At 44.4% G+C, this 17684-nt stretch carries 11 protein-coding genes, 1 pseudogene and 1 riboswitch; of the genes and pseudogenes, 3 read left to right on the forward strand and 9 right to left on the reverse strand.

All coding sequences use genetic code 11. From position 1 onward, the window contains the following. Window positions 1-141: 141 nt before the first annotated feature. Window positions 142-1027: pseudogene (locus HWQ40_RS18390) on the reverse strand (DUF4351 domain-containing protein). A gap of 75 nt (window positions 1028-1102) precedes the next feature. Then, window positions 1103-1678 (reverse strand): hypothetical protein, encoded by a 576-nt coding sequence (locus tag HWQ40_RS18395; RefSeq protein ID WP_292780157.1) that lies wholly within the window; start codon window positions 1676-1678, stop codon window positions 1103-1105. Window positions 1679-2106: 428 nt separating this feature from the next. Between HWQ40_RS18395 and HWQ40_RS18400 the strand changes: the two genes are divergently transcribed. Beyond that, window positions 2107-4095: a S8 family serine peptidase gene (locus tag HWQ40_RS18400; protein WP_292780159.1), complete on the forward strand. Its 1989-nt coding sequence runs from the start codon at window positions 2107-2109 to the stop codon at window positions 4093-4095. A gap of 1037 nt (window positions 4096-5132) precedes the next feature. Here HWQ40_RS18400 and thiC read toward each other — a convergent pair. The 3 genes from thiC to HWQ40_RS18415 all read right to left on the reverse strand — a co-directional run bounded on the left by thiC (window position 5133) and on the right by HWQ40_RS18415 (window position 8799). Beyond that, window positions 5133-6506 carry a phosphomethylpyrimidine synthase gene (thiC, locus tag HWQ40_RS18405; protein WP_292780160.1) on the reverse strand — a complete coding sequence of 458 codons (1374 nt, stop codon included), beginning with the start codon at window positions 6504-6506 and terminating at the stop codon, window positions 5133-5135. A 7-nt stretch (window positions 6507-6513) separates the two neighbouring features. Continuing rightward, a riboswitch (TPP riboswitch) is annotated at window positions 6514-6610 on the reverse strand. A 146-nt stretch (window positions 6611-6756) separates the two neighbouring features. Next, on the reverse strand, window positions 6757-7749 hold the full coding sequence (locus HWQ40_RS18410) for a 2-hydroxyacid dehydrogenase (RefSeq protein WP_292780161.1): 993 nt from the start codon (window positions 7747-7749) through the stop codon (window positions 6757-6759). Between the two features lie 177 nt (window positions 7750-7926). Then, on the reverse strand, window positions 7927-8799 hold the full coding sequence (locus tag HWQ40_RS18415) for a phosphodiester glycosidase family protein (protein ID WP_292780162.1): 873 nt from the start codon (window positions 8797-8799) through the stop codon (window positions 7927-7929). 39 nt (window positions 8800-8838) lie between these two features. Between HWQ40_RS18415 and HWQ40_RS18420 the strand changes: the two genes are divergently transcribed. After that, window positions 8839-9447: an rRNA large subunit pseudouridine synthase E gene (locus tag HWQ40_RS18420; RefSeq protein WP_292780164.1), complete on the forward strand. Its 609-nt coding sequence runs from the start codon at window positions 8839-8841 to the stop codon at window positions 9445-9447. Between the two features lie 62 nt (window positions 9448-9509). Here HWQ40_RS18420 and lnt read toward each other — a convergent pair whose 3' ends face one another. The 3 genes from lnt to HWQ40_RS18435 form a co-directional block, all read right to left on the reverse strand. Further along, complete coding sequence (gene lnt / locus HWQ40_RS18425; RefSeq protein WP_292780165.1) at window positions 9510-11102, reverse strand: apolipoprotein N-acyltransferase; 1593 nt, start codon at window positions 11100-11102, stop codon at window positions 9510-9512. Further along, window positions 11083-13722 carry a DNA topoisomerase (ATP-hydrolyzing) subunit A gene (gene gyrA, locus HWQ40_RS18430; protein ID WP_292780167.1) on the reverse strand — a complete coding sequence of 880 codons (2640 nt, stop codon included), beginning with the start codon at window positions 13720-13722 and terminating at the stop codon, window positions 11083-11085. Before gyrA ends, lnt begins: the two co-directional genes overlap by 20 nt. Window positions 13723-13862: 140 nt before the next feature. Then, the gene (locus HWQ40_RS18435; RefSeq protein WP_292780169.1) at window positions 13863-15170 is read right to left on the reverse strand and encodes a chloride channel protein; all 1308 of its coding nucleotides are present in this window, start codon (window positions 15168-15170) and stop codon (window positions 13863-13865) included. Between the two features lie 609 nt (window positions 15171-15779). Between HWQ40_RS18435 and HWQ40_RS18440 the strand changes: the two genes are divergently transcribed. Further along, the gene (locus HWQ40_RS18440; protein ID WP_292780170.1) at window positions 15780-15947 is read left to right on the forward strand and encodes a hypothetical protein; all 168 of its coding nucleotides are present in this window, start codon (window positions 15780-15782) and stop codon (window positions 15945-15947) included. Window positions 15948-16259: 312 nt separating this feature from the next. Here HWQ40_RS18440 and HWQ40_RS18445 read toward each other — a convergent pair whose 3' ends face one another. Further along, a complete protein-coding gene (locus tag HWQ40_RS18445) occupies window positions 16260-17606 on the reverse strand; it encodes an S-layer family protein (protein ID WP_292780172.1) in 1347 nt (448 codons plus the stop codon). Window positions 17607-17684 lie beyond the last annotated feature (78 nt).

Here is a 17684-nt window from a genome sequence, read left to right on the forward strand (position 1 = left end):
AGACAAAGCGTAGCTTTAGCGGGGTGGGGTTCTTCGGGTTTAATAAGTAATCTAGCGGACATGATATGATTCATGACTTGCTCCTACATGAATAAAGTGCAGTCTCACATAAAATTTGTTTAATTAATTTACAGATTAGATTTATTCAATTTGTTGGTTTAACCAAGCTTCTAAATCAGAAATAGCTGAGAAGTCTAACAAAGCCTCTCCTAAGTCCTCCAATTGTTCAATAGATAATCCTTGAACTCGCTCAATAGTAGATGAATCAATCTCACCAAAACGGCGATTCAATTGACGTACAATTAAACGTTGTTCGCCTTGTTGTACAGCTTGTTTCCGGTCTTGTTGATAAAGTGGTTTTAATCGCATAATTAACTCCCGATCATCTTCTTCTGAATTTTGATTAACTTGCAAGTTTTGCCGCAAGTTATAAAGTAATTCTAGCGTTGCTCTGCGAAATGGATGATTTGATGATAGTGCTTCTAATTCATCTATTGCTTGTTTTTGTACTGTTCCTCGACCGAGAATTCTTAACCACAGAGTTTCTTCGGTGCGCGGTAACTGGTGAATTGCAACGATCGCAGTCCGCAAATACTCTGCAATAAAATGTACTCCAGGTAGCCAATCTACCTTTTGAGTAGCACCGAATCCTAACAGCAGTGCTGTAGACGCGGTTGGAGTGAGTATCCATAATTTGGGAAGTTCTAATTCTGGAATGGAAGTTTTATTTCGATTTGCTTGACGTTGTAATCCACCCCTTACTTCTAATAATTTTAACAGACAATCACAAATTTCTTCTTTTGATGCAGCGTTGCGGAATGGTTCAAAAATGGCTGCTGTAGCAGCAAATCTTCCTAATAATCCTAGTGTTTCTAAATTCGTGCTTTGTTTTGTTAAAGGAGAAAATAAAACATCGATTTCTCGAACTTCTCCCGCCACACGACTAGAACCTTGCACTTCTCCATAAGGTTTTAGTAATTCTTCCAAATAGTATGAGAGCAAATTGATCATGGATAAATCTAGTCATTCAACCAAAAAAGTTTATTTAGCTAACGAATTGGCGATCACCCCAGTAACTTTTACCAGATGTATAATTTGTAATTTATCTGAAACCTCTTTCCATAAGCATTTGAGGTTCGACATTCTCAACGTTAGCGATCGCTTCTAACTGATAAATCCCAGCGATCGCATCAACAATATTACCTGATTGGGCACGTAACCAAGCGGTATGAGGCGCATAAGAAAGGCTTTGTGCAACTTTGTAACCCGCTCGATTAATTGCCTCGTGCTGCGACTCTACATCAACGCCTTCAGCAAAGCGGATAAAAACCAGTCCAGTTGGTACTGCTATAGAACCATTGGATTCTAGTGTATAAACCGGACTCAATATACCCTGTTCTGATTGATTGGGTTCGCCTGAAAAAACTGCGATTGCACCGTCATTAAGTCGTAAAATTGCTCCTGTTGCCACAGTGCCGGGTTGATTGTAATGTACTGCATAGTACCCAGGTTTACGAGTGTAGGATAGAGCAGTGCGTAGGCGTAGCGCGTCGTAGGCATTGCTACCAACGCGAATTTGTTCAGGATACTCAGAAAAGTAGTCTTTTTGAAATCTCACTTCACCAATCAGGGGTAGAGAGTACACCTGTAGAAAATACTCAACCGGAAAATAAAACATCTTTCTTAAGTTCTAATGATGTTATAGCGTTTTTCAGTGGTATGGAATACATTCTTTTCATCGTGATTCACAGTTATACGCCCCTACTGATAGTGAAGATTCTTAAAACAACCTGATTTTGAATCCTCTCTTTTCTGGAAAGACTAATCGAAGGTTTGTATGAACTTAGATAGATTAAATTCTGTATCGTAATACACATATAACACATGAAATCAGAAGCATCCATAAAGTAAACGTAAGCCTACAATGCGTGCAGCAAGCTTTAAAAATAAGGCATAATACGGTTTCCCAATCCTCTTATGAGTGCTGAGTGGGGAATCCTAACTTCTTTACTCAGGACTGGGAACTATTATGCCCAATGCCCAATTCCCCATGCCCCATCCTCAATGCCCCATACCCAATTTTCAAAACATTTAGGAGATTAAACAATGGTTCAGGTTCGCTATGGTGGACAGAACGGCCAACAGTATGAATTTGCTATCAGTAACGAACACGTTGTAGTGCGTACTGAAAGCCGTAGCACTCTTGTTGGTGCGAGATCGTTTGAAGTCGCACCTGTATCACCCATAGCTCGTAGTATCCTCAATCAATTTGAGTTAACAACACGGTTTCGGCAAGCGGGTGTAGAAATTTTGCAAGCGAAAGTTCCGAATCAGGGTGTTGCTTTGCGCGATCGCGCTCGTGAAATTCTCAACAATGAGTCTGAAGTCCAATTTGCCGGACGTGTCCTCATCGATCCAGTATCCCAACAACCTGTGGTCTACACTGAAAACCTTTTTGTTAAATTTGATAGCGAAGAAGAGTCAAGGGTCTGCCAAGAAGTTTTAAAACGTTACAACTTAACAATTAAACGCCAACTTGAATACGCACGAAATGCTTATTTTGTCAGTGCGCCTACAAATACTGGTATAGCCGTCTTTGACATCGCCGAGAGACTTCTAAATGAGGAATCAGTTGAACTGTGCCATCCTGAATTAGCGCGTGAGTCACGCCAACGTCAGGTTTTCCCGCAGCAGTGGCACTTAAAGCAAACAACAATTAACGGTAAAATAATTAATGCCCATGCCAACGTTGAAGCAGCTTGGAAGTTGAGCAATGGCACAGGGATGATTATTGCAATTATCGACGATGGTGTGGATCTGGATCATGAAGAGTTCCGTTCCTCTGGCAAGATTGTTGCTCCGCGTGATGTCACACGTAAAACGAACAATCCCAGACCGGGAAATGATAATAACCACGGTACATCTTGTGCAGGAGTAGCTTGTGCAAACGGTAACTTTGGGGCATCTGGTGTAGCACCGGGTGCAAAACTCATGCCGATTCGTTTAGCTTCAGCGTTGGGGTCGCAGGATGAAGCAGATGCTTTTATTTGGGCGGCTCAAAATGGTGCTGATGTCATTTCTTGCAGCTGGGGCCCAGCCGACGGTACTTGGTTTGAGCCAGACGATCCCGCACACAAGCAAAAAGTACCTTTGCCTGATTCCACACGACTTGCTATAGATTTTGCAATCAATAAAGGACGAAATGGCAAGGGCTGTGTAATTTTATTTGCAGCTGGCAATGGTAACGAAAGCGTCGATAATGACGGCTACGCTAGCTATCAAAAGGTGATTGCAGTGGCAGCTTGTAACGACTACGGCACGAGAAGCGCTTACAGTGACTTTGGTCAAGCGGTCTGGTGTGCCTTCCCCAGCAACAATGGTGACAATTCTCAAACCACTGGAATTTGGACAACCGATCGCTCTGGTGTACTTGGTTATAATTCGGGTAATCGAAATCTGGGTGAGGCTTTAGGCAACTATACGAACGAATTTGGCGGAACTTCTAGTTCCTGTCCAGGTGCAGCAGGTGTCGCAGCCTTGATTCTTGCCAGAAACCCAAATCTGCGTTGGGATGAAGTGCGAGACATTATTAAACGCTCCTGTGATCGCATTGATTCATCTGGAGGTAAATATGATGCCAATGGTCGCAGCCCCTTTTACGGTTACGGTCGAATCAATGCTCTCAAAGCCGTAGAATTGGCCAAGCCTGCTCAAACATCGCCCATTAGTATTTTTCAGGCAGTGCAAGATATCCCAATTAACGACTTGCAAACATCAACATTGTCGTTGGCGATCGCTAATACCACCCTCCTAAAATCCATCAAAGTTAATGTAGATATCGAGCATACTTATATTGGGGATCTTGTCGTTACTCTCCTTCCCCCGGTGCAAATAGGCATACTTCCCATAAATCTGCACGATCGCCAGGGTGGAGCTACAGATAATATTAAAACAACTTATGACGAGGTAAACACCCCTCAACTTGCTGCCTTTAAAGGTAAAAGTCCCCAAGGAACTTGGACTCTGGAAGTTGCAGATAAAGCTAACGGAGATACAGGAAAGATTCGCAGCTTGACCATTGAAATCGGATTTTAAACAGGAGGGAAGGGTTTTTGGGTTTCTGCATAGATTCGGGAATCATAACTAATTAGCCAGACTTGATCTTATATCATGTCCGGTTAAAGACTTATCATTAAGACCGCTCCAGGGGCAGAGGTGCAGAGGGGATGGGTTTTTGGGCTTTCTGCATAGAGAAAGGGAATTATAACTAATTAGCCGGACATGATATTATCCCCCTTAATCCCCCCTTATAAAGGAAAGGCTACGGTGTACACACAAGTCTTGAAATCCCACTTAAAACTTGGTTTCGTTGCCCTAGCCCTAAAATAAGGGGGAGAAATTGAGTTTCCAGTTGCCCAAAAGTGGGGTATTTATGGGGCTAAAAGGCTTGAAACCCTTGCGGACTATACTTCTGTGTACACCGTAGCTTATAAAGGGGGGAAACAAGAAATTTAGTTCCCTCGCCGTATGTATTGGGGAGGGCTAGGGTGGGGTATTTTTAATGCTCTGTTAAATAACCACATATTACTGAGCAAAAATCAAAATATTCTTCCCTGTAGGAACTTCCGTCTTCACGTTTCCGTGTTCCGCGCAGTCTGTAGCAGCTTCCGCCTTGACGTTTCCGTGTTCCGCGCAGCCTGTAGCAGCTTCCGCCTTGACGTTTCCGTGTTCCGCGCAGTCTGTAGCAGCTTCCGCCTTGACGTTTCCGTGTTCCGCGCAGTCTGTAGCAGCTTCCGCCTTGACGTTTCCGTGTTCCGCGCAGCCTGTAGCAGCTTCCGCCTTGACGTTATCAGAAACAGACTTGTGTTACAGCATCTTCCCTTAAATAGAACAGGCTTTTGAGGTACAGCACTGCTGTGCCTCGACAATAAATATGGTTTCAATTGGCAAAAAATGTTGTAGGGGATTTAAATTTAAAGTGCATCGCAAAACCTAACCTTATATTTTAAGAAAAGCAAAACCATTTTGTCTCATTCCCAGTCTGAGAATGGGAATGAGGTTTTAAAAGAGTTTTAACTTATAGTTGATACCAATTACAGCAGTTTTTTGACTTTTGCAAGAGGTCTAGTCTATTAACTTTGAGTCACAGCCTCTTTGGCCAAGAACTTCTCTAATTCTGTCAGCGCATCAGCATCAACCTTAGTTTGCATTGGACAGAACTTAGGCCCACACATCGAACAAAACTCAGCAGTTTTATAGATATCTGCTGGTAGAGTTTCATCGTGATATTCCTTAGCTCTTTCTGGATCGAGTGATAATTCAAACTGACGGTTCCAATCAAAGTTGTAACGCGCCTTGGAAAGTTCATCATCTCTATCCCTTGCACCAGGGCGATGTCTAGCAATATCAGCCGCATGAGCCGCTATTTTATAGGCAATCAACCCATTCCGCACATCTTCGGCATTTGGCAGACCCAAATGTTCTTTAGGTGTTACATAGCACAGCATCGCAGTACCGTACCATCCAGCCATTGCGGCTCCAATGGCTGAAGTGATATGGTCATAACCAGGAGCAATGTCTGTCACCAATGGCCCCAATACATAGAAAGGTGCTTCAGAACACTCTTCCATCTGCTTACGGACGTTGAACTCAATTTGATCCATTGGGACGTGTCCAGGCCCTTCCACCATCACCTGTACATCATCTTCCCAGGCTTTGCGAGTTAGCTGTCCCAGAGTTTTCAATTCGGCTAATTGTGCTTCATCTGAGGCATCATGGGTGCAACCAGGACGCAGGGAATCTCCTAAACTGAAGGAGACATCGTACTTTTTGAAAATCTCAATAATGTCTTGGAAGTGGGTATAAAGTGGGTTTTGTTTGTGGTGATGTAGCATCCAGCGCGCCAAAATACCGCCGCCGCGAGAGACAATACCAGTGATCCGGTTTCTCACCAAAGGCAAATGCTCAAGCAAAATCCCTGCGTGGATAGTTTGATAGTCTACTCCTTGCTGGGCGTGCTTTTCGATGATATGGAGAAAATCATCAGCAGTCAGATTCTCAATTGTGCCGTGGACGCTTTCTAAAGCTTGGTAAACCGGCACTGTACCAATGGGAACAGGTGAAGCCTTAATGATTGCGGTACGAATTTCATCCAAATTACCGCCACCTGTGGACAAATCCATCACGGTATCAGCACCGTATTTCACGGACAGATTCAGCTTATCAACTTCTTCCTGAAGATTAGAAGAGTTGGGAGAAGCGCCAATATTAGCATTTACCTTACATTTGGAGGCGATGCCAATAGCCATCGGCTCTAGGTTAGTGTGATTAATATTAGCAGGGATAATCATTCGTCCCCGTGCTACTTCCTCACGAATGAGATCGGCCGGGAGATTTTCCCGTTGGGCCACGTAGTGCATTTCTTCGGTGATAACACCTTGGCGGGCGTAGTGCATTTGAGATACATTAACCTGCCCACGTCGTTTAGCAACCCATTCAGTCCGCATATTATAATTCCTCAATAAACAGCTTCCCTCCGCTGGTATTACCCAGACTCAGGTGTTAAGGGTGTGATCTCAGCCTGGTTATGTAGGCACCCCTAGCATGGATGTAGTGTAGCACCTTGGGTATATCTGGGAGCAAAGGTGTTAAAAATTTATGAGGTGAGGGTGATGTTAAGCGGTTTTTTGGAGTCTGGCGATCGCTAAGATTTATGGCTATTGGCGTGCAAACATCTTGTGGTTTACTGCTAAAGCTTTAGGCGCGAATTTCATTTGCACAAGGACGACCCTGTTCAATATCGGTAATATTAGCAAAAGTGGTTTCTGCAATATTGTAGAGAGCTTCTGCTGTAAAAAAGGCTTGATGTCCGGTAATGAGTACATTGGGGAACGTTGTCAGACGCTGGAAAATATCATCTTGAATAATTTCGCCAGACAAATCCTCAAAAAACAATTCTGATTCTTGTTCGTAGACATCTACACCAAGATAGCCAATTTTACCAGACTTCAATCCCTCAATTACAGCTTGGGTATCAATCAGCGCTCCTCGGCTAGTATTAATTAGCATCACACCTGGCTTAATCTTTTCTATAGCCTCAGTGTTAATTAAGTGATGTGTTTCGAGAGTCAGGGGGCAATGCAGGGAGATAATATCGGAGTTGGCAAATAGCTCAGGTAGTTCTACATACTTTCCACCTAGCGCCTCCAATTCGGGATTGCGATAAACGTCATAGGCGAGTAAGTGACAGCCAAACCCCTTCATAATTTGTCCTAAAATCAGACCGATTTTGCCGGTACCGACAATCCCCACTGTGCGCTCATGCAAATTAAATCCCAACAGTCCATCTAAAGAAAAATTGCCTTCTCGGACACGGTTATAGGCACGATGAATTTTGCGATTTAAGCTCAAAATCAATCCTACGGCATGTTCTGCTACCCCATAAGGTGAATAGGCGGGAACACGCACAACGGTAATTCCTAAGTCTGCTGCGGCTTGTAAGTCTACATTGTTAAACCCTGCACAGCGAAGGACAACCAGACGAGTTCCCCCTGAGGCGAGAATCTCTAAAGTTTGGGCATCAACCTGGTCATGCACAAATACGCAAACCGCCGGAAATTCGGCAGCAAGGATAGCCGTATCCCGATTTAAACGGGGTTCAAAAAACACTAATTCGTGTTGAATGGGAGAATTTGCAGCTGACAAAAACTGCCGATCGTAGGCTTTTGTACTGAAAACTGCTACTTTCATGCAAAACCTCAGACTTTATGTATGCTGCACGGTGTTCGAGTAGATAATACCTTGACGTTTAGAAAAGCGATGTCTACAACGAGCGTAGCTGCGGCATTTTTGAATATTTTTTAATTGGTACTCTGGCAATGGCACTTAAATAAGCGATCGCACTCCAGCAATCTCCATAAAAAGCTTTTAACGACCAGGTATGATGGGGCGATCGCCTTTCTGAAACCTGACCCATGATTGTTGTAAAGCAGCAGGAGCAGGATTCTTAGCATCATAAACAACAATCACATTAGTTAGTGGGCGTCCGGCGGGGACTAAAATTTTACCATTAGCAGCAAAGGCTTTCGATGCACCACCATCTAAATTCATTGCTTCGTGACAGCCAATTGCTTTCATTGCTTGCGCTTCTTGCTGTAAAGTTAATCCACTATCGAAATTAATCAAAAATAGCTTTTTACCATCAGCAGGAAATCCGATCGCAGTTCGTGCGCCAGTACCTAAAACACCAGGATCTTTAAATCCTTCAACATCCGGCTTCAGCCAAATTTGTCCCTGTCTCAATAATCGAGGCCCGCAGGTGATAGACAACCAATGTTGATTCCATTCCGGTTTACCATCAACCCGTGCTGTCATCATTTCCGGTTTATTGCCAGCTCGCAACCCCAAAGTAGTGCCAAAATTTTCCCACTGGCTGTATTTGATAAATCTTCCTGCCGCTACCATGTTACCCATCACTGTTTTCTGGCTATTCTTGGCAAAAAAAGTACCATTAGCAACGACAGCGGCGCGATGACGAGCCACTAGGTTATTAAATTCTTCATCACCACTAGTTTTTTGATTAGTATTAGCCAAAGTTGCATTATTTGCTAAACCAATAGTAATGAAGGTGTTGGGGTCAGTGAGGTCAATAATAGTTTGATAAAAAGAGAAACCATTTACCTTACCCCTTTTCACTTGTACAGTTTGAGCGGTTGCGGGGAGTGCCAATGTTAATCCTTGTGCCAAGACAGCACCTCCTAAAAACAAGAAAGACCGTCGGCAGATTTTAGAACTTGGCATAATCAACTCTTGACTATATTGTTTTTATTAGGATGCCCAATGCCCAATCGTTATCGATATATTATTTTTTACAAACCCTATGGCGTTCTTAGCCAGTTTACAAAAGATGCCCCCACACATAGCACCCTAAAAGATTATATTGATGTGTCTGATGTGTATCCTGTGGGACGCTTAGACTGGGATAGTGAAGGATTGCTGCTGTTAACGAACGATGGACAATTGCAACATCGCCTCGCCCATCCGCGTTTTGGTCATAAACGTACTTACTGGGTACAGGTAGAGCGAATTCCAGATGCAGAAGCTATCAAAAGGTTGCAAACAGGTGTAGAAATTCAAGATTACCGCACTCAACCAGCAGAAGTTAAGGTATTACCAGAAGAACCACAGTTACCTGAACGCACCCCACCGATTAGATTTCGCAAAAATGTACCGACAGCTTGGCTGGAAATGACTTTGACAGAGGGAAAAAACCGCCAAGTACGGCGCATGACTGCGGCTGTCGGGTTTCCGACTTTGCGACTGGTCAGAGTCAGCATAGCTCATCTACAATTAGATGACTTACAATTGGGTCAATGGCGCGACCTTACCGCTTCTGAACTCCATAATTTTAGTAAATTGAAAAGTTTTCCGCCAAAAGCCGCCCCATAATAGGAAGTTGACTTGTCATAAAATAGTCAAGCGATCACTAATAATTCCAAAGACTCAATACGCTAGGGATTTCCAAAACTACTGAATTTCTTTATACTGCGAATTACCAGCCAAGCTCCTCCAGAAGATATCAATAATAAGGGTGTTAACCAATCACCCCAACGCACATATAAAGTCTGTGTCTGTCGCCGATAAATTGTTTCAGCATGAGTTTCGTAGGTATTATATCCAGACATCCATAAGGTTCTGCCATGAGGATCTACAAAGGCTGAATATCCGGTATTAGTTGCCCGTGCTGACCAGCGATCGGTTTCAATAGCCCTCATGATATCTTGTGCATGATGCTGGAATGGCATGGATGCAGTGTAATGGGCATCGTTAGAAGAACTGAGAATAAATTGCCCACCCGCCGCGGCTTGACGGCGAAATTGTTCAGGAAAAGCAGATTCATAACATATACTAGCGATCGCCCGACCAAAAGGAGTGTCAAATAGCTGATTTGCTGAACCAGCAACCTGGTGTGCATCCAAAGGCGACAAGCGCTGAACTATTTTCCCTAAAATTCCTTCAAAGGGAATATATTCTCCCAAAGGTACTAGTTTGGACTTATCGTAGCGGCTGACAATTTCACCTTTATTGTTGAAAGTAAACAAGCTAATTGTATAACTATCTCCCCGTTCGCCAAAAGCCCCAATCCAAGCAACTACGCCTTTTTCCTTCACGGCTGCGACTAAGGCCGTTTCCAGCAAATTACGCTGGAAAATAGGTAAGGCTCCTTCTGGGGTCAGGACTGCATCTACACCTTGGTCTGCTAAAGTTAGATATCCATTGGTGTAATTTTCTTGAGCGCGACGAAACCCTTCGGAACTTCGTAAAAGTCGGTTCGGGATATTACCCTGAACAATCCCCACTTTTAAAGCCGCTTCTGGGGGTTGAGCAATGGGACGGCTATATAAGATAAAACCAATAAGGTGTAGGGTAATTAATAGTCCTGTAGCGGTAGCTAAGTATTTATTAACGAACCGCAGAGGCACAGAGGACATCTTGATATCTTGTCGCTTTATATACGCTTCAGCAATTAACCCATTAATAGCAACGATCGCTGCTGTCACAGTATTAGGCCCAGACAGTTGACCCAGATGTACAATTACAAGATTATGCGGACTTTGTGTGTAAGCAAGGGAACTCCACCACAAAGGCCCAGCACTCCACAAACTTTCTAAACCGCACCAAACGGCTGTACCAATTAGTATACGTAGCCACGGTTTTTGTCCGGCTAGGCGAACCATAACAGCCGCCCAAATAGCAAGAAATACCCCTCCTAAGATGCTGATAAATCCCCAACAAAAAAGGGTGATTGCCAAACTTGGCAACCACGGAACGCCTAACCAAGTCATGGGATGAATTCCCGTAATCCAAGATAGGGCGACACCGTGATAACCGATACCCCAGAGGAAAGCAGGGAGAAATTCGTTTTTGCCTTTGGCTGAGGTGACAATTAGCACCCATAAGGGGACTATGGCAATCCAAGCCAATAACCATGCACCTACAGGGGCAACGGTTAGCCCCATTAAAGTGCCGCTAGCGAATGCAATTAAATAAGGGAGTAAGGCGGTTAACCTCTCCCTCTGCTTTTTATTCTGCTTCTTCTGCATCGCCAGCATCAGGTGGAACTATTGCCACTCCGGTAATGGCGTCGTCTTCATCTAAACGCTGCACTCTGACTCCAGTTGCCGATCGCGATTGGATAGAAATCGCATTCACTGCTTGACGGATGATAATACCGCGATTTGTCACCATCATGATTTCATCATCATCGTTGTTCACAATGCGTAGGGTTGCCAACTTGTCTTTAGTTTTGCGGTTTTTGAACTTGGTTGCCATTAAACCCTGACCAGCACGATTTTGCAGCCGGAATTGAGCAACTGGTACGCGCTTACCATATCCACCCATTGTAATTACCAACACCCAAGGGCCAACAATGCCACTGCTAGGCACTTCTGCGGACTCTTCAGTAATTTCGGTAATTTCGATATCTTCTGTTTCAATTGCTTCGATTGTTTCGGTTGTTTCGATTGTTTCAATTGTTTCGATATCTTCAGTTTCTGCTTCTGTAACATCCAAAGTTTCCAGAATTGCTGCGGGCAGAATATCCATACCCACGAGTTCATCTTTATTTTTGAGTTTCATGGCTTTCACCCCACGAGTCGCCCTACTTAAAGGACGCAGTTGTTCGTGGTTGCACCGGAAGTTAATCGCCATCCCGTTACGAGAACCAATGATTACGCTGTCCTCTACTCTAGCGCGTCGCACCCAGCGCAGTTGGTCGCCTTCTTCTAAGGAAATGGCAATCAAACCATTGGCGCGAATGTGACTAAAGGCTGCCAATTCGGTTTTCTTGATATTCCCGCCCTTAGTGAGCATGACCAGATATTCTTCGTTGCTAAATTCGTCAACAGGTACAATCGAAGTGATTTTTTCCTCTTTGGGAATCGGTAGCATTTGGACGATTGGTGTGCCGCGACTGGTACGCGAACTCGCTGGAATTTGATAAGCTCTCAGGCAATAAACAACACCACGCTCACTAAAGAATAAAATACTGTCGTGATCGCAGCAAGTCAAAAAATGCTCAATGGTATCATCATCTTTCACCTTGGCTGCGGCTTTGCCTCTGGTAGCACGGCTTTGGGCTTCAAAGGTGTTGACTGGCATCCGTTTGATGTAGCCTTGCTCTGTAACCAAAATAATTGCTTTTTCATTGGCAATGAGGTCACGGTCATCTAATTCCCCTTCCCCTGGTAAAATTACCGTGCGGCGGGGTGTGGCAAAGCTAGTTTTTAGTTGCCCGACTTCGGTTTCAATGATTTCCAGCACTCTCTCCCGACGGGCCAAAATATCCTGCAAGTCGGTAATCTTCGCTTGTAATTCTTCGTGTTCTAGACGAATTTTGTCTGCTTCTAAAGCAGTCAACCGCCGCAATTGCATTTGCAAAATCGCATCTGCTTGCACTTCTGAGAGTCCGTAAGTTGTGATTAATTCGCCTTTAGCTGTGGGTGCATCGGGAGCATGACGAATTAAGACAATAATTGGATCTAAATGAGACAGGGCAATTAATAATCCTTGCAAGAGATGGTCGCGTTCCTCAGCTTTGCGCAGTTCGTAGCGGGTGCGTCTGGCAATGGATTCGATGCGGAAATCCAAGAAGACGGTTAAGAACTGTTTGAGGGTGAGTACTTGGGGTTCGCTATTCACCAACGCCAGCATATTTGCGCCAAAGTTGGCTTGCAGTGGCGTTTGCTTGTAGAGGTTGTTCAGAACGACGCGAGGATAAGCATCACGCTTGAGTTCGATCACAATTCGCATCCCGTCGCGATCGCTTTCATCCCGGATATCTGCAATCCCTTCTAGACGCTTCTCGTTCACCATTTCGGCGATTTTTTCAATCAGCGCCGCTTTGTTGGTTTGATAGGGCAATTCGGTGATAATAATTGCTTCTCTATCTGGGCGTCCCCGTTGTTCAACGGTTTCAATGTTAGCTACACCACGCATGGTGATGGAACCACGCCCGGTGGTGTAAGCTTCTCGAATAGCAGATGTTCCTAAAATCTGCGCCCCAGTCGGAAAGTCTGGGCCGTGGACATACTGCATTAATTCCAGGTCGGTGATTTCTGGATTGTGGATTACTGCCACCAAAGCATCAATCAATTCGCCCAAGTTGTGGGGCGGAATGTTGGTGGCCATGCCCACGGCAATTCCAGAGGAACCGTTAAGCAATAACTGGGGAATCCGTGCTGGTAAGACTGTGGGTTCTTGCTGAGAACCGTCGAAGTTATCGGCAAAGTCTACGGTTTCTAATTCGATGTCGTGGAGTAGACCAGCGCTAGTTAAAGCTTGCAACCGACATTCGGTGTACCGCATGGCGGCTGGCGGATCGTTGTCTACCGAACCAAAGTTACCATGCCCGTTAACTAGGGGCGATCGCATGGAAAAATCCTGCGCCATCCGCACCAAGGCATCATATACTGCCGTGTCACCGTGGGGGTGATATTTACCTAATACTTCACCCACTACACGGGCGCATTTCTTAAAAGGGCGATCGTGGAGCAGACCTAGCTCGTGCATTGCGTAGAGAATGCGACGATGCACAGGTTTTAGACCATCCCTGGCATCTGGCAGCGCCCGACCCACTATCACGCTCATGGCGTATTCCAGATAAGACTGCGACATTTCGTTTCGCAAGTCTGTCGGGATAATCCTCTCCTGTGAGGTTGTCATAACCTAAAAATCTCCAAAAATCGTAGATTTTAGCTTTTTTACTCAACAAAGCGCAAAATTATTCTAAATTGCTCTTGAATAATTGCTATAATTTGATACAATTCTATCATATATTGCTTTTTTATGCCTGGGCAGCTAACTCAGGCGCTTGTTTGATCCGTAGCTTCTCTCTGGGATTTGAGTTGAGATGCGATCAGAGGAACTTTAGGGGCAAGAAAAAATCCAATCAAACTGGCAAAAAGGATTGGCGTAAAGGGACTCAAGTTAGTCAGTTTTGACAATAGCAAAGTTGTACTTATAGGTGTGCGCGTTACAGCTGCGTTGACAGCCGCCATTGTACAAATCATGGCAAGGGTAGGATCGAGTGCTGGAATTAAGACTGCTACTGCTTTACCAATGCAAGCACCAGTGAAAAATAGGGGAATGATGAATCCACCGCGCCACCCACCTGTTACCGTAATGCTAATGGCAGCCATTTTCCCAAGAGCTAGAGTTAAGAGAAAAACAGCACCAAAGTTAGCAGTCAGGACTGAATCTAACTCTTCATGTCCAAAATAACGCGTCAGGGGTAATAAAACTGCTAAACTGCCAAGTCCCACTCCTGCTAGTGTTGTGCGTACATAAATGGGGAAAGGAATTAAGGTAAACAAGTAATCGCAGCCGCGAAAAATGCCCATAAAAATCCATCCCGCCACCGCCCCGATAATTCCGAATCCGATCGCGATCGCAAAATCATCAATCCTTTCTAAGTGATACTGAGGAAAATGCCAAGTGGGGGCAATACCCAAATGTGTAATTGCTGCAAACACCAGATAGCTAGCGCAACTCGAAACAATTGCTGGCATTAAGGCTTCGTAATATTCCACAATATGCTCGTGGTGCAAAATCTCTAAAGCGAACATTGCACCGCCAAGAGGTGCGCCAAACAAGGCAGTGAAGCCAGCCGCCATTGCTGCTAAACTCATGGTTCTGAGGTCTTCACCTTGGAGTTTTAAGCGATCGGCAACCCAAGTACCAAAAGAACCTGTTACCTGTACGAGTGGTGCTTCTGGTCCAGCACTACCGCCTGCCGAGATGCTGACAAGAGAAGCAAGAATCATTGAAGGATTTTTGCGAACATCTAGGCGTCCGCTACGAAAATGAATATTATCAACAATCACGGCGATTTCACCGGGATTTCCCAAAAAATGAATCACCAGACCGATAAATAAACCGCTAAGTGGCATCACTATCAGGAGGCTAAAACCCTCAAATCGCTGGAGTCTGTGAGTTAAAAACTCTAGAATATTCCAGTACAACGCCGCAAATAGACCACCAGCAGTCCCCACAACTACCCAGCGGATCACCCACTGCGAAATCATTAGGGGATTACGCTTTACCAGTCCAAAAAGTTGAGCAAATGTCCAGCGTTGAGTTTGATTGGTAGCGGGGGGCTTGTTTGGTAACACTGCTTATTTCCTATTTGTGAAACCTAGAGTACTGAATATTTACGCTTTTTATGGTAAAGGCTATTTAGTTTAGTGAATCATTTTTGGTCTACAAAGAGCGATATTTCTGACCGAAGACAAAAAGGATACAAGCCCCTAAATTCATTTATGGAAAATATAAAAACAATTGTGCCGAGATGCTTCAGCACAAGGCACAAAAAGTCCAAGATCAAGCCCCTAAATTTATTTATGGGGATTGTAATGCGTGAATTTTGAATTTTGAATTCCCCGTTCGCGTAGCGTCTCGCAGAGAAGGGGTTGACGGGCTGTGATGTTCAAACGCGAACTGTATGTCGCAGACTCACTACCCGAAAGCTATTGGTGACGCTTTTCTTTCCCATTGCTGTGTAAAATTAAGTCCCAAGATAGCGTGTACCCATCCGTGAGAGGTTAAGGTGATTGCACTAAAGTAAGTACTGGTGTGCCACGACAGCTAGTACCAAGTTGAATCAATCGGTCTTTAATCGAATGGTCATATATTTTAACTGATTCACAAAAGACGCTTTATCTTATAGCGGTTCCCATTCAGATGCGGTACAACATTATATCGCGGGGTGTAGGGGCACGGCAGTGCCCATTGGTGTTCAACTTAAGCTAAACATCCTTTTCAAACCTCGTTTCCAGCCAGAGGCTGGAAATGCTTGTCATTGCGGCTCTGCCGCAAGTCTTGAGGCGGAGCCTCAACGACGAACATTCCCAGTCGGAGACTGGGAACGAGACAAACGAGACAATATCTAAAAGCTTGTTCTCGGATGGCTTTCACGTTAAGTTAACACCAATGGGCAGTGCCGTGCCCCTACGGATGTACCTCACGCAAACGAGAAGCCCTATAACCTCTCACCAATGACCTTAACTAAATGCGATCACACTTAGCGGTGGCGTAGAGGTATGGCAATGGCGATTGAGATGCTTCTAAGTACAACCGTATTTATTTTTAGTAATTTAGTAAAATAATTAGCTGTATTTATACTAGCAAAAGCTAATATTTTACGTATAATTATTATCAATTAACCCAGTTATCACAATTGCTGAATTGGTGGAGACTAACATCTAAGAAGCACGGCAAGATACAGGGTTCTGCCATGAACCATGAGGCGTAGTAGTAGGTGCATTTGCTATGAGTTGTACCTCTCCTTTGGCATCTATTACCCACCCAGTAGCTTCTACAATCTGTTTTGGTCTAGCAGTAGTAGGTTTGATGGTAACAGGTGGACTCTTGCGGTTTCTGGTGCTGGGTTTGAGAGTAACCCAATCTACTTGCACTGCATCAGGAGAGAGAACGTCCTTTGGATTAGGTGCTAAACCGCCGCGTCCAGTGATCACAAATCGGTTTTGGGCGTAACCAGGACTATAGCAGCCTTGTGTTAACTCAGTGTCAACTGGTATTGTTGGCAACTCAATTAAGCCACTGTTGGGGTCTACATCAGGTGTTATTAGCTCAATAGTGCCACTTAAAGAAGGATTTGTTTGCGAAATCGCGGTGATGTCACTTGTCGGAACTTGACGCGGGTCTAATTTAGGACTCAACCGCTGGAGGTCTTGCCGACTAAGTGGCGCGATTCCAAAAATACCAGTAGCATTAATTGTAACTCTCCCACCATTGCCACTAAACGCATTAGCAGTGATGTCGCTATTTTCTCTGGGGGCAGCAACGATGAAGCCCGATGGAGCATTGATCCTGATGTTGCCGCCGTTTCCACCAGCACGTTCTGTGCCTGCGGTAGCAGTTATGCTGCTGTTGTTGCGAAGCAGTAGAATATCTTTGACATTTAGGGTAATATACCCACCATCACCAAATGTGTTTTCAGTTGTAATGGTTCCCTGGTTGCCAAGACGGAGGTTGCGAGCAGTTACTTCTATGTTGCCTGCATTAGCTGCTTTGTCTCCTCGAACGCGAGCAAATAAGCCACTGTTAGGATCATCGTTATCAATAATAATAGGCTTGAATATACCACTGCCTAGGAAAATCTCATAGGTTCGGGTAGATCGTTCAGCGTATGTTGCATCGCTGCCAGAGATGACGACATCGCCAGTGGCGTTTATAGTAATGTCACCTGCTTGTCCAGTGCTATTGGCAGTGCTAAGGAATTGTCCACCATTATTAATCTCAAGGTTAGTAGTGTTAATAACGATGTTTCCACCATTATTATCACTCGTAGTTTTTGCACTTATAACTGCTCCGTCTAACACACGTAGCGTACCAGCATTAATTTTGATATCACCACCCTTACCACTTGATCCATAAAACGTTGACACTCCCTCTGTAGAAGTAAATAATCCGCTACTACTTCCAAACGAGTTAACTCCAGAAATGGTAACAGAATCTGCATTGATTATGATATTACCAGCAGGTGCGTTACCGGAAGTACCAGCATTCAATTGTGCTCCGTCAGTCAACAAAAGAGAGCCAGCCTTGATATTAGACCTCTTGCAAAAAAGTTTTGTGGTAGATTAGTAGATTAAAAAATTTCCAAC

Origin of the sequence: Nostoc sp. NMS9 (assembly GCF_017114995.1) — a bacterium.
GTDB lineage: Bacteria > Cyanobacteriota > Cyanobacteriia > Cyanobacteriales > Nostocaceae > Nostoc.

Excerpts from the sequence above, each read along its gene's own strand:
- HWQ40_RS18395 (WP_292780157.1), bottom strand. The coding sequence starts at position 1,678 with ATGTTTTATTTTCCGGTTGAGTATTTTCTACAGGTGTACTCTCTACCC.
- HWQ40_RS18400 (WP_292780159.1), top strand. The coding sequence starts at position 2,107 with ATGGTTCAGGTTCGCTATGGTGGACAGAACGGCCAACAGTATGAATTT.
- thiC (WP_292780160.1), bottom strand. The coding sequence starts at position 6,506 with ATGCGGACTGAATGGGTTGCTAAACGACGTGGGCAGGTTAATGTATCT.
- HWQ40_RS18410 (WP_292780161.1), bottom strand. The coding sequence starts at position 7,749 with ATGAAAGTAGCAGTTTTCAGTACAAAAGCCTACGATCGGCAGTTTTTG.
- HWQ40_RS18415 (WP_292780162.1), bottom strand. The coding sequence starts at position 8,799 with ATGCCAAGTTCTAAAATCTGCCGACGGTCTTTCTTGTTTTTAGGAGGT.
- HWQ40_RS18420 (WP_292780164.1), top strand. The coding sequence starts at position 8,839 with ATGCCCAATCGTTATCGATATATTATTTTTTACAAACCCTATGGCGTT.
- lnt (WP_292780165.1), bottom strand. The coding sequence starts at position 11,102 with ATGCAGAAGAAGCAGAATAAAAAGCAGAGGGAGAGGTTAACCGCCTTA.
- gyrA (WP_292780167.1), bottom strand. The coding sequence starts at position 13,722 with ATGACAACCTCACAGGAGAGGATTATCCCGACAGACTTGCGAAACGAA.